Below are 12,705 nucleotides of genomic sequence, written 5' to 3' on the forward strand. Positions count from 1 at the left end.
ATTAAGCCGGCGGCGCGAAGATTCGCCTCGGTGTGGTTGTTGTTGAGCGCATGACCTGGAAAAGCCTCCCGCTTGACCATCAGGATCATGCCCGGATGGGGAAATTGCATGAAGCCGATAACGAAAACCGCGACGGTTGCGCTCAGCGCCTCGCTCCTGATCATGGCGCCGGTTCTTGCGGGCGGCCTGTCGACACTGTTCGACGGCTCAGGTGCCGCCTATGCCAAGAGCGACAATGGCGGCGGTAATGGTAATGGCGGGGGCAACGGCGGGGGTCGTGGCGGCGGATCCGAGCGCGGCGGCGGAAACGCTGGCGGCAACGGCAAGGGCGGTGGCAGCCAGGCCAGCGCCGGCGGTAATGGTAATGGCGGGGGCAACGGAAAATCCCAGGGCAAGGGCGGCGGCATCGGCGCCACGGTCGATCGGGTCGGCACGGGCGTCGCGGATTTCCTGGGCGGCGTATTCGGCTCCGGCAACAAGGGCAAGTCGAAGTCCGCGTCCATTTCGAAGGGTAAGAACGGCTCGGTCCAGAAGGCCTCGCTGAAGGGTATCGACGCGGTTCCCTCCGCGCATCCCAAGGCTAAAGAGAAGAACCTGAACGCCAGGCTCGCCGGTCTCAACTCGCTGAAGCGGAGCGCTACCGCCATCATGAAGGCCAACGATCCGCGCATGGCCGCGATCCGTAGCTACATCGACGGCGTAATCGCTTACGAGGACGCGATGGCCGCCGCGACCATGGCAGCGGAGCAACTGGCCGCCGCGCAGCAGGCCTTCGCCGGAACGCTCGATGGCATCGCGCCCTATGGCGACTTCAGCTATGACGGAAAGACGCTCACCGAACTCAACGACCGCCTGAGCGAGCTGGAAGGCCTGGATCGCACCGGCCTGACCGACGAGGAAAACATGGCCATCGACGATGAAATCGCCGGCCTCACAGGAGCCCTCAACAGCCCCGAGGCGACAGCCCTTTCGGACGCCGAGACCATGGCGGCCGAAGCCGAGAGCGTCGCCGCCGGCCTGGAGGGCGCAGCCTCCGACGAAGCGCTGAAGGAAGCGCTGCTTGAGGCGGCGAACGACAACCGCGTCGCCCAGTACGGCGACGACTACATCAATGACGAAGTCCTCGGTTGGGCCCACGATACCCTCGACGGCAAGATCGACGAGATCCGCGCGGCGCGCGAGGCGGAAGAAGCCGCAGCCGCACCCGAAGGTCCCGAGGTCGAGGAGGCTCCCGCCGGCGAAGGCGAAGAAGCAGCCGCGGCAGAAGAGACGCCGGATGGCGGCGTCGAGGTAGCGGCCTCGGTGGAGGACCTGCGCCTCGAGACGCAGTGAGGTTTCGGCCAGCAACGCCAACCTGAAGGAAAGGCGCCGGGACCGGTTCCCGGCGCCTTTTTCGTTGCTGGATCAGAACTGTCGGGATTTGCGGGCGAGTTCGATGCCCGCCCCTACCCGCATCAGCCGCATTTCGCCGATGCCGCGGATGTCGTGGCGGCCGAGGTCGTCGAGGTGGAATTCCTCCACCAGGGCTTCCTTCATGTCGTCGGGGGCGACGACCGTCATCGGTTCGGCGAAAACCTGCAGCCTCGCGGCCATGTTCACCGCCGGGCCAAAGACGTCATAGACGTATTTCTGGATGCCGACGACCGAGCCAACCGCTGCCCCCGTGCCAAGGCCGATCCGGGCCAGCCACTTGTGCGGATGGCTCTGGTTGCGCCGTTCCAGGTAGCGGATGAAGCGCACCGCGCAATTGGCGACGGCCCGCGCATGATCGTGCGAGGGCTCGGGCATGCCCGCGACCGCCAGATAGGCGTCGCCGATCGTCTTGATCCGTTCGCAGCCATATTGCTCCGAGATGCGATCGAAGGCGGTGAAGATGTCATTGAGTTCGCCAAGCGTGATCGTCGGGTCGGACTCGGCGGCGAACTTGGTGAAATCGACGAAGTCGAGCATCACCACGGAGACATCCTTGTAGAGCTGCGGCGTGACGACGCCGAAGGTCTTGAATTCCTCGTAGACGGAACGCGGCATCAGGTTGAGAAGCAGGCGCTCCACCCGCTCCTTCTCGCGCTCCAGCTCCCGCGTGTTGCGCTCCACCATGGTCGAATAGCTGTCGATCATGGACTCAAGCTCGCGGATGCGCGTGATGTTCTGGCACTCGACGATGAAAAGTCTTTCGTCTTCGACTGTTGCGGAGGAAATCGACAGGGCGATAACCAGTATCCGCCGCTTCGGCTTGATCGAAATCTCGCCGGTGTAGCGGCCTGCCTCATCGACTGCCTGCGAGACCGCTGCCAGATCGAGATCGGGCAGGACGTCGGAAAGCGCCGCCTCCCCGCCCGCCTCGCCGAACCACTCGCTGAAGGCCTGATTGTGGAAGATCATGCGCAGGTCCGACCGGCGGGCGATCGCCACGCCCACGCCGATCGACCGCAACAGCTGCTCGTTGATGGCGGCAATGCTCATGGCCTGCCCGCCGAAAGGATCGGGCCGCGACGGGCTTCCACCTCGCGGATGATGTGGTCGACATCGGCGCGGTCCATGCCGTACTCGGTCAGCGTTTCGCGTAGCAGGGCCGCCATCTCGTCGAAATCGGCGTGGCTCAGCTTCAGGTGTTCGTGCATCTTCTGCAGCCGGTCGTCGGTATAGGACGCCGGACCGCCCATGATGGTGGAAATGAACTTCGTCTGGTGATCGATGAGCCGGGACATGTCGATATCTTCGAAATAGTCGCCGATCTGATCGGAATCGAGCACCTTTTCATAGAAGGACATGACGATCCGGCTGACGGATTTGAACCCGCCGTACTTTTCGAAAAGCGTCTTCGCCATGCCACCCCTCCACCGGCGGACGTCATTGCCCGTGGCTGAAGATCAGAATAGGTCATACGATATGCAAAACCAAGAACGTTACAGAGAGATCGCCTGAGCAATGCTTGGCACGACTGCAATTTCTTCCTTAGAGGAACGCAATCCCAACGGATAATCCCGTCTTCAGGGGCAATCCTGCGATCTTCCTTTCCGTGGCGGCTTGCCTTTGGCATTATTCCTCGACACGCAGCCGGTATCCGCAATCATGAGGAAGCTCACCACCATCGGCTTTGACGCCGACGACACGCTCTGGCACAACGAGCGCGTTTTCAAGCTGACCGAGGACCGTTTCGCCGACCTTCTTGCCGATCATGCGGACAGGAGCCATCTTGCCGAACGGCTGATCGCGGCAGAGCGGCGCAACGTCCGCCACTACGGCTTCGGCGTCAAAGGCTTCACCCTGTCGATGATCGAAACGGCGATCGAGGTGACCGGGGGCAAGGTCCCGGGGGACGTGATCGCGGAAATCCTGCAAGCCGGGCGCGAGATGCTCACTCATCCGGTGGAGACGCTGCCGCATGCCGAGGATACGCTGCAGCGGCTGAAGGACAGCTATAATCTCGTGCTCATCACCAAGGGCGATCTCTTCGACCAGGAGCGCAAGCTCGCCGAATCCGGCCTCGATCACCATTTCACCGCCGTCGAAATCGTCAGCGACAAGCAGCCGGCCACCTACGAAGCGATCTTCCGCCGCCACGGCGACGGCGCGCAGCGGGCGATCATGGTCGGCAACTCGCTGAAATCGGACATCCTGCCGGCGCTGTCGGCGGGCAGCTATGCCGTCTATGTCCCGCACGAGCTGACATGGGCGCTGGAACATGCCGAGGAGCCCCTGAGCGACGCCCGCTTCCGCCGCATCGGCCATCTGGGCGAACTGGTCGACCTTCTGGAGAAACTCGACTGACGGCGGTCAGTCGATGGCGCGGGAGCGCATCTTCTTCACGTCGCCGCGCTGCTTCTTGGATGCGAGCCTTCGCTCCTTGGAGGCTTTCGTCGGCCGTGTCGCCTTGCGCGGCTTGGGGCGCTCGAAGGCGCGAAGGGTCAGCTCCACCAGCCTTTCGACGGCGTCCTGCCGGTTCTGCTCCTGGGTGCGGAAGCGGTCGGCCTGCAGGACGATCTCGCCGGAAAGCGTGAGTCTGCGCCCGGCAAGCCGCACCATCCGCGCCTTCACGTCTTCCGGCAAAGTCTCGTTGCCGGCAAGGTTGAAGCGCAGCTGGACGGCGGTCGAGACCTTGTTGACGTTCTGCCCGCCCGGTCCGGAGGCGCGGATGAAGACCTCGCTCACATCCTCCGCCGGGATGAAATAAGCGCCCTTCACCGCGATATCGCCCTGTCGCCGTTCCCGCATGCCGATCCCTGCCCTTGCCTGCAACAGGCGAGAAACCACAGGCATGCGCCTTGATGCAAGCCATGCATGGCTTTAGAGCCTTATGCGGAGATCAGCACAAAGGCCCGCCATGCACCCTTCCCGCGACATTTCCCGCCTGATCGAGATCATGGCCGCGCTGCGCCATCCCGAAACCGGCTGCCCCTGGGATATCGAGCAGGACTTCGCCTCCATCGCCCCCTACACAATCGAGGAAGCCTACGAGGTCGCCGACGCGATCCAGCGCGGCGACCTCGACGACCTGCGCGAGGAACTGGGCGACCTGCTGCTGCAGGTGGTCTATCACGCCCGCATGGCCGAGGAAGCGGACCGTTTCGACTTCGGCGCGGTGGTGGAAGGCATCACGGCCAAGATGATCCGCCGCCATCCGCATGTCTTCGGCGACGAGGAAGCCCGCAGCGCCGGCATGGCCAAGGGCGCGTGGGAGCGGATCAAGCAGCAGGAGAAGCGGGAACGGGCGGAGCGGCGCGCGGCACTCGGCCTGACCGACCGGCCGTCGGGCCTGCTCGACCATGTACCGACGGTGTTCCCGGCGCTGACGGAGGCTGAAAAGCTGCAGCGGCAGGCGTCCAGGGTCGGCTTCGACTGGGGCGCGGCCGGCCCCGTGCTCGACAAGATCCGCGAGGAAACCGAGGAACTGGGCGCGGAGGTCGTCAGCGCCACGCCCGACCGCGACCGGATCGAGGACGAGATCGGCGACCTGATCTTCGCCATCGCCAATCTCGCCCGCCATCTCGACATCGACCCGGAAAAGGCGCTGAAGCGGACCAACGCCAAGTTCCGCAAGCGTTTCGCCTTCATCGAGAAGACGGCGGCAGAGCGCGAGACGACGCTGGAAGCCATGTCGCTTGAGGACATGGAAGACGCCTGGCAGGCGGCGAAGAAGGCATGAAGAAGCCCCTCGCGGGCGACCCGCGAGGGGCTGGTTTTTCCCTTGCCGATATCAGTGGCCCAGCACCGCCAGCAGCAGCAGCGCCACGATATTGGTGATCTTGATCATCGGGTTCACCGCCGGGCCGGCCGTGTCCTTGTAGGGATCGCCTACCGTGTCTCCGGTGACCGAAGCCTTGTGAGCCTCCGATCCCTTCACGTGCTTGACGCCGTCCTTGTCGACGAAGCCGTCCTCGAAGGACTTCTTGGCGTTGTCCCAGGCACCGCCGCCCGCCGTCATCGAAACGGCGACGAAGAGGCCGGTGACGATCACGCCGAGCAGCATGGCGCCGAGGGCGGCAAAGCCGTTATCCTTGCCGGCAATCCCACTGATCACGAAGTAGATGACGATCGGCGACAGCACCGGCAGCAGTGACGGCACGATCATCTCGCGGATCGCGGCGCGGGTGAGCATGTCCACCGCCCGGCCGTAATCCGGCTTCTCCGTGCCCTGCATGATGCCCGGCTTCTCGCGGAACTGCCGGCGCACCTCCTCGACCACCGCGCCGCCCGCCCGGCCGACGGCCGTCATCGACAGGCCGCCGAAGAGGTAGGGCAGCAGGCCGCCGAACAGCAGGCCGACGACCACGTAGGGGTTGGAGAGCGAGAAGTCGACCGAGACCCCGTCGAAGAAGGTGCCGGTTCCGGCGGCCTTCTCGGCGAAGAACTTGAGGTCGGACGTATAGGCCGCAAACAGCACCAGCGCGCCGAGGCCCGCCGAACCGATCGCATAGCCCTTGGTCACCGCCTTGGTGGTGTTGCCGACCGCGTCGAGCGCATCGGTGGTCACGCGCACTTCCTTCGGCAGCCCCGCCATTTCGGCAATGCCGCCGGCATTGTCGGTGACCGGGCCGAAAGCGTCGAGCGCCACCACCATGCCGGCAAGCGCCAGCATCGTCGTCACCGCGATGGCGATGCCGAACAGACCCGCAAGGTTGAAGGCCGCCAGAATGCCGCCGATGATGATGAGGGCGGGCAGCGCCGTCGCCTCCAGCGACACGGCAAGTCCCTGGATGACGTTGGTGCCGTGACCTGTGACGGACGCCTGGGCGATGGAGCGCACCGGACGATAGCCGACGCCAGTATAGTATTCCGTCACCCAGATGATGAGCCCGGTGACGACCAGGCCGACGATACCGCAGACGAAAAGCGCGCCGCCGGTGAAGGTCACCCCTGCCGACGTCGTGTATTGCGTCCCGAAGCCGAGCCAGAAGGCGACGATGAGCAGCAGCGCGACCGCCGAAAGCACGGCCGTTGCGATGAAGCCCTTGTAGAGCGCGCCCATGATGGAATTGTTGGCGCCGAGCTTCACGAAGAACGTGCCGATGATCGAGGTGACGACGCAGGCGCCGCCAATGACGAGCGGCAAGAGCATCAGCTCCACCGCGGTCCCGCCCGTGAAGAAGATCGAGGCCAGCACCATGGTGGCGACCACGGTCACCGCATAGGTCTCGAACAGGTCGGCCGCCATGCCCGCGCAGTCGCCGACATTGTCGCCGACATTGTCGGCAATTGTCGCCGGGTTACGCGGATCGTCCTCGGGGATACCCGCTTCCACCTTGCCGACGAGGTCGCCGCCGACGTCCGCACCTTTCGTGAAGATGCCGCCGCCGAGACGCGCGAAGATGGAAATGAGCGAGGCGCCGAAGCCAAGCGCCACCAGCGCGTCGATGACGACGCGGTCGGTCGGCTCATAGCCGGCGAAACCCGTCAGGATGAGGAAATAGACCGCGACGCCGAGCAGGGCGAGACCGGCAACGAGCATACCGGTGACCGCACCCGACTTGAAGGCGATCTCGAGACCGGCCGCCAGCGACTGGCTGGCCGCCTGGGCGGTGCGGACGTTGGCACGCACGGAAACCAGCATGCCGATGAAGCCGGCGGCCGCCGAGAGCACCGCGCCGATGGCGAAGCCGATCGCGACCGGAATGCCGAGCAGTATGGCGCCGATAATGAAGATGACGACGCCAACGATGGCGATCGTCGTGTATTGCCGCGTGAGATAGGCCTGCGCGCCTTCCTGAATGGCGCCGGCGATTTCCTGCATCCGTTGATTACCTGCGTCCGCTGCCATGACGGACTGGACGGCCCAGACGCCATAGGCAACGGACAAGAGCCCACAAAGTATGACAATGACGAGTTCGGTCATTCGCTCCCCCCTGGATCACCGCGCGCTCAGGCCTCCCCCCGATTGCGCAGGGATGATCGGTGAAATAACTGCGGAGCGGACCGCACCCGTTCGCACGAGCACGACGGCTCCGAAACGAAACTCAGGACTACCGGATTGTTTTTGTGATTGCCGGCGAAACAGACGGTATCCCGCCTGTGCCGGTCGTCAAGCTGGACTTTGCAATGACAGGAAGAAGTGGGTGCCTGTGGTCAGGAAGCGACGGTCCGCCTTTCGGCCAGCACCAGCCAGCCGAGCAGCAGGAGGGCCGCGGCACTGAAGGGAATGACGATCCAGTTCACCGTTTCCCAGCCAAAGATGTGAAGTATTTTTCCAGAAGAAAATGACGCTGCGGCAACAAAGCCGAAGACAAGAAAGTCATTCGCGGACTGCACGCGCGTGCGTTCGTTCGGCCGATAAGTGTCCGTCAGCATCGCGGTCGCGCCGATGAAACCGAAATTCCAGCCGACGCCGAGAAGAACGAGCGCGGTCCAGAAATGCGCCACGTCGACACCGTTCAGGGCGACAATGGCGCATCCGGAAAGCAGAGCCAGGCCGATGGAGACGATTCGTTCCTTGCCGAATCGCGCAATCAGCGAGCCCGTGAAGAAGCTCGGCCCGTACATGGCGATGACATGCCACTGGATGCCGAGCGCGGCATCCTCCGTGCTCAGCCCGCAGCCGACCATTGCCAACGGCGTCGCCGTCATGACGAAGGTCATCAGCGAATAGGAGACGACGCCGCAGGCGGCCGCCACGATGAAGCGACGCTGGGCGAAGATTTCCTTCAGCGGCCGCCCCTTGACGGCCACGGGCCCGCTCTCGCGATTGGGGACGCGGATGAAGGACAGGATGGCGCAGCAGACGAGCGCAAGGCCGGCCTGGGCGATATAGGTACCGGCGAACAGGATCGGGTCGAACAGATCCTTGGTGTAGATCACCGTCTGGGGCCCGACGACGCCGGCCAGCACGCCACCCGCCAGAACCCAGGAGATGGCCTTGGGCTTGAACCCCTCGCTCGCGGTGTCGGCAGCCGCGAAGCGGAACTGCTGGGCGAAGGCGCCAACCAGGCCCTGGCCGAGGATCGCCACACACAGAAGGGGGAAGCTGGCGCGGAACACGGCCACAGCCGCCAGCAGCGAGCAGAGGGCGGAGAAGAGAAAAGCCGCTGTGAAGCCGACGCGCCGCCCGAAGCGGTGCATGATTGCGCCTGCGGGAATGGTGCCGAAGGCGATGCCGAGCACGAAGAAGGACACTGGCAGCGTCGCGAGCGACTTGTCGGCGCCGAGCAGGCTGGACCCGACCAGCGGCGCCGTCAGGAAGATGATGGAGGCATTGGCCCCGCCAAGCGCCTGCGCGCCGGCCAGAAGCCGGGCATTGCGGCGCGCCAGACCATCGTCGATGAAACCGGCATCCGCCGTCGCAGCTGTGGCTGTCATGTCTTCCAGCCGGCTTTCCGGCCGCCTCTCCGGTTGGCCGGAAAGCCGGCCGAAATATCCACTCTCCGCTTACGCCGTTTCGCGGAGCGATCCACCCATATTAGAAAAATCAATAATCAAAAATGCGCGAAGCCGCCAGCGGCAGAAAGGTCAAGCTCCTCGCCTTTCGACAGGAATCGGGCCTTGCCCTCGCCTTCCGCCAGCGCGCCGATGCGCGTCACCGGCACCCCGGCCTTCTTCAACGCGGCCTGGTAGGACGGCGCCTGCTCCGCCGGGACGGCGGCGAGGATCTCGTAATCGTCGCCGCCGGTGATGCAGCCCGAAAGCACCGAGGGATCCTTGACCAGCGCATTCCAGACGGCCTTCGAGATCGGCAGCGTCTCGATATTCACCATCGCGTCGACGCCTGAAGCCTCGCACAGATGGGAGAGATCGGCGACGAGACCGTCCGACAGGTCGATCGCCGCATTGGCGTATGTCCGGACTGCCTCGGCGGCCTTCACGCGCGGCCGGGGCAGCAGGTAGCGGTTCTGCAGATGGGAGACATCCGCATCCGCGAGGCCGAGTTCGGCCGCCATAGCCGGATTCTGCCTGAGCTTCAGCCCGAGGGATGCGTCGCCCACGGTGCCGGTCAGGAAAAGCTGGTCGCCGGGCATTGCGCCGGACCGGCGAACGGCCCTACCCTCCGGCACGATGCCGATGGCGGTGATGGAGACGAGAAGCTTGCCGGGCGAGCGGATGGTGTCGCCGCCGTAAAGCGCGCAGGCATAGGTTTCCTGATCAGCCTTCAGCCCGAGCGCGAATTCGTTCATCCAGCCCTCGGTCCAGTCCGCCGGAAGCCCGAGGCCGAGAAGATAGCCTTTTGGCGTCGCACCCTTCGCAGCGAGATCCGACAGGTTGACGCGCAGCGCCTTGGCCGCGATCGCCGCAGCCGGATCTTCGGCGAAGAAATGCACGTCCGCCGCCAGCATGTCCTTGGTCAGGACGAGATCGTGACCCGGCCAGGACGGCAGCACGGCCGCGTCGTCGGTCAGCGCGAGGCTGCCGGGGTCGGTGGCAAGAGGGGCAAGATAACGGGCGATCAGCTCGAACTCGCCGGGACGTTCGGCCGCCATCTACTTGGCCTCGCCGGCGCCGCCGAATTCTTCCGAGCGCAGGGTGTGGGCGAGACGGTCGAGCACGCCGTTGACGAGGCGCGGCTCATCGCCTTCGTAGAAGGCCTTGGTAACGTCGATATATTCGTTGATCACCACGCGGGCCGGCACGTCCTTGCGGCGCAGCAGCTCGAAGGAGCCGGCGCGCAGGATAGCGCGCAGCGTCGTGTCGATGCGCTTCAGCGGCCAGTCCTCGGTCAGTGCCGTGTGGATCTTCGGATCGATCGAGCGCTGCTCGGCGACGACACCGGCCACGAGATCGCGGAACCAGGCGGCATCGGCCTCGCGATACTGGTCGCCGTCGACTTCCTTGCCGAGGCGGAACGCCTCGAATTCTCCAAGCACGTCGGCAAGCTGCGAGCCACCGACTTCCATCTGGTAGAGGGCCTGGACGGCAGCAAGGCGCGCGGCGCCCCGCTTGTTGGCGGGACGCGCCTCACGCTCCGGGCTCTTCTGCATCCTGTCGTTCATCTGTATCAGGCTCCGAGCTCGTCCCGGACCTTGATCATGGCAAGGGCTGCTTCTGCCGCGCCACCGCCCTTGTTCTTGCGCGTCTTGTCGGCGCGCGCCCAGGCCTGGTCGGCGTTCTCGACCGTCTGGATGCCGTTGCCGACCGGGAGTGCCGCGTCGATGACCAGTTCCATGATGGCACGTGCCGATTCATTGGCGACGATGTCGTAATGGGTGGTCTCGCCGCGAATGACGCAGCCGAGCAGCACGAAGCCGTCAAAGTCCGCCGAGCCGTTTTCCATGCCGGCAAGGGCCATGGACAGCGCCGCCGGAATTTCCAGCACACCCGGCACGGACACGCGCGAATAGGTAGCGCCAGCCCGCTCCAGCACCTCCGTCGCGCCTTCCAGCAGCGCGTCCGCGATGTCCTCGTAGAAACGGGCTTCGATGATCAGGAGGTTCGGTGCGGCGGACATGGCGAGGTCTTCTTTCGATTGGTTTCACGTCATGGACCACGCCTTGCGGCCTTTGTCCATAAAAGCTTGGCGAAGGGGCGCGTATCAGCGCGCTGCGAACTCTGCAAGGCGGGCCACATACCGCGCCATCATGTCGACTTCAAGATTGACGCGGTCGCCGATCTTGCGGTCGCTCCACGTCGTCACGCTCAGCGTATGCGGGATCAGGAGGACGGAGAAGCTGTCGCGCTCGACCTCGTTCGCCGTTAGGGACGTTCCGTCAATTGCGACCGATCCCTTCTTCGCGATGAACGGTGCGAGATCCTCCGGCACGCGGATTTTGAGGTAGACGCTGTCCGGCTTGTCCACACGTTCGATGATCTCGGCCGTGCCATCCACGTGCCCCTGTACGATATGGCCGCCCAGTTCGTCGCCGATCGCCAGCGAGCGCTCTAGGTTGAGGCGGTCGCCTTCCCGCCAGTCTGCCACGGTGGTCAAGGCGAGCGTTTCGGCGCCGGATTCGACCTCGAACCAGTTGCCATGCCCGTCCCTGCCCTTCGCCGTCACCGTATGGCAGACGCCGGAACAGGCAATCGAGGCTCCGATGGCGATGCCCTCCGGATCATAGGCCGTGGCGATGCGGGTTCGCAGACCCGCCGGGATCTTCTCCACCCGGGTGATCCGTCCCACATCGGTAACGATGCCGGTAAACATGGCCTATCCTTCCTCACGCCGTAAATATTCGAAGCTCTCGCCGCCCACGCGCCTGCGGCCGGGCAGTCGAACGAACCCCTTTTCGTCGAGCAGTTCCAGCCCGTGGTCGCCGAGGGGTTTCACACCTCCCTCGCCCACCGTGGCGGTGCCGTGATAGGCCATCACCTCGTCGACCGCCCCGGCCGCCACGAAGCTCTCCGCCACGCGGCTTCCGCCCTCCAGAAGCAGCCGCGTGATGCCCCGCTGCCCGAGCACACGCAGCGCCACATGCGGGGCGATCCGCCCGGCTTCGTCTTGCGGCACGCGGATGACGGTCACGCCCCGGGCGGCAAGGGCATCGGTCTTTTCATAATCCGCGGCATTGGAGACGATCAGCCAGACGGGAACCTCGCCCGCCGTCCTGGCGAGATAGCTGTTCATCGGCAGATCGGCCCGCGCATCGAGCACGACGCGCACAGGCGAAAGGTGACTCATGCCCGGCAGCCGGCACGTCAGTTCGGGATCGTCGGAGAGGACGGTTCCGATACCGACGCATATCGCGTCGCATTCGGCGCGGAAAAGATGCACCCGGCGCGCAACATCCTCTCCCGTGATGAGCACCTGTCCGCCATTCCGCCGGCCGATAAAGCCGTCCTGCGAAATCGCCAGCTTCAGGAGCACCTGCGGCCTGTTGTGGCGCATGCGCATGACGAATCCGGCATGGTGGCGCCTCGCCTCGTCTTCGCAAACGCCGGTGACGACCTCGACCCCGGCATCCCGCAGCATGGCGATGCCTCGGCCGGAAACCCTCGGGTTCGGATCGGCAAGCGCCACCACGACGCGGGAAATTCCGGCCTCGATGAGCGCGATCGAACAGGCGCCGGTGCGACCCTGATGCGAACACGGCTCCAGCGTCACATAGCAGGTGGCGCCGCGCGCGGCATCGCCGGCATTCCGCAGCGCGACCGCCTCGGCATGCGGTCCGCCCGGCGGCGAGGTCCAGCCCCGGCCGCGAATGACGGGTAGATCCCCGCTCTCGTCGACGATCAGCGCACCGACGGCGGGGTTCGGCCAGACGCGACCGCTGGCACGGCGCGCAAGCGACAAAGCAGCAGCCATGAACCGCTCGTCAGGCGGACATTTTGCGCCCGCTCCCGATCCAT

Annotated in this window: 13 protein-coding genes; 3 read left to right on the forward strand and 10 right to left on the reverse strand. The window is 65.0% G+C overall.

Features of this window, described 5'->3' with window-relative positions:
* Positions 1-108: 108 nt before the first annotated feature.
* Positions 109-1,332: a hypothetical protein gene (locus H2509_RS06930; protein WP_182163616.1), complete on the forward strand. Its 1,224-nt coding sequence runs from the start codon at positions 109-111 to the stop codon at positions 1,330-1,332.
* Positions 1,333-1,404: 72 nt separating this feature from the next.
* On the opposite strand, the gene H2509_RS06935 is transcribed toward H2509_RS06930, so the two are convergent.
* Together H2509_RS06935 and H2509_RS06940 are read right to left on the reverse strand one after the other, a co-directional pair.
* The gene (locus H2509_RS06935) at positions 1,405-2,463 is read right to left on the reverse strand and encodes an adenylate/guanylate cyclase domain-containing protein (RefSeq protein WP_182163618.1); all 1,059 of its coding nucleotides are present in this window, start codon (positions 2,461-2,463) and stop codon (positions 1,405-1,407) included.
* Positions 2,460-2,828 carry a group I truncated hemoglobin gene (locus tag H2509_RS06940; RefSeq protein ID WP_182163620.1) on the reverse strand — a complete coding sequence of 123 codons (369 nt, stop codon included), beginning with the start codon at positions 2,826-2,828 and terminating at the stop codon, positions 2,460-2,462. The genes H2509_RS06935 and H2509_RS06940 overlap by 4 nt, the downstream gene beginning before the upstream one ends.
* 244 nt (positions 2,829-3,072) lie before the next feature.
* Between H2509_RS06940 and H2509_RS06945 the strand changes: the two genes are divergently transcribed.
* Positions 3,073-3,771: an HAD family hydrolase gene (locus H2509_RS06945; protein ID WP_182163622.1), complete on the forward strand. Its 699-nt coding sequence runs from the start codon at positions 3,073-3,075 to the stop codon at positions 3,769-3,771.
* A 6-nt stretch (positions 3,772-3,777) separates the two neighbouring features.
* On the opposite strand, the gene arfB is transcribed toward H2509_RS06945, so the two are convergent.
* The gene (gene arfB, locus H2509_RS06950; protein WP_182163843.1) at positions 3,778-4,215 is read right to left on the reverse strand and encodes an alternative ribosome rescue aminoacyl-tRNA hydrolase ArfB; all 438 of its coding nucleotides are present in this window, start codon (positions 4,213-4,215) and stop codon (positions 3,778-3,780) included.
* 109 nt (positions 4,216-4,324) lie between these two features.
* On the opposite strand from arfB, the gene mazG reads away from it, so the two are divergent.
* Positions 4,325-5,146, forward strand: a complete 822-nt coding sequence (mazG, locus tag H2509_RS06955) for a nucleoside triphosphate pyrophosphohydrolase (protein WP_182163624.1) — start codon at positions 4,325-4,327, stop codon at positions 5,144-5,146.
* A 51-nt stretch (positions 5,147-5,197) separates the two neighbouring features.
* Here the strand turns inward: mazG and H2509_RS06960 are convergent, their stop codons facing one another.
* The 7 genes from H2509_RS06960 to ribD form a co-directional block, all read right to left on the reverse strand.
* Entirely contained in the window at positions 5,198-7,333 is a 2,136-nt protein-coding gene (locus tag H2509_RS06960) for a sodium-translocating pyrophosphatase (RefSeq protein ID WP_182163626.1), read from the reverse strand.
* 230 nt (positions 7,334-7,563) lie between these two features.
* Positions 7,564-8,790, reverse strand: coding sequence for an MFS transporter (locus H2509_RS06965; protein ID WP_182163628.1), 1,227 nt, complete (start codon positions 8,788-8,790; stop codon positions 7,564-7,566).
* Positions 8,791-8,906: 116 nt separating this feature from the next.
* Positions 8,907-9,905, reverse strand: coding sequence for a thiamine-phosphate kinase (gene thiL / locus H2509_RS06970; protein WP_182163630.1), 999 nt, complete (start codon positions 9,903-9,905; stop codon positions 8,907-8,909).
* Positions 9,906-10,415, reverse strand: a complete 510-nt coding sequence (gene nusB, locus H2509_RS06975; protein ID WP_182163632.1) for a transcription antitermination factor NusB — start codon at positions 10,413-10,415, stop codon at positions 9,906-9,908.
* Between the two features lie 5 nt (positions 10,416-10,420).
* Positions 10,421-10,870 (reverse strand): 6,7-dimethyl-8-ribityllumazine synthase, encoded by a 450-nt coding sequence (gene ribH / locus H2509_RS06980; RefSeq protein WP_182163634.1) that lies wholly within the window; start codon positions 10,868-10,870, stop codon positions 10,421-10,423.
* Positions 10,871-10,954: 84 nt separating this feature from the next.
* Positions 10,955-11,563: a riboflavin synthase gene (locus H2509_RS06985; RefSeq protein WP_182163636.1), complete on the reverse strand. Its 609-nt coding sequence runs from the start codon at positions 11,561-11,563 to the stop codon at positions 10,955-10,957.
* 3 nt (positions 11,564-11,566) lie between these two features.
* Positions 11,567-12,661: a bifunctional diaminohydroxyphosphoribosylaminopyrimidine deaminase/5-amino-6-(5-phosphoribosylamino)uracil reductase RibD gene (gene ribD, locus H2509_RS06990; protein WP_235974722.1), complete on the reverse strand. Its 1,095-nt coding sequence runs from the start codon at positions 12,659-12,661 to the stop codon at positions 11,567-11,569.
* Between the last annotated feature and the right edge of the window lie 44 nt (positions 12,662-12,705).

This window comes from Stappia albiluteola, from assembly GCF_014050225.1.
Lineage (GTDB): Bacteria > Pseudomonadota > Alphaproteobacteria > Rhizobiales > Stappiaceae > Hongsoonwoonella > Hongsoonwoonella albiluteola.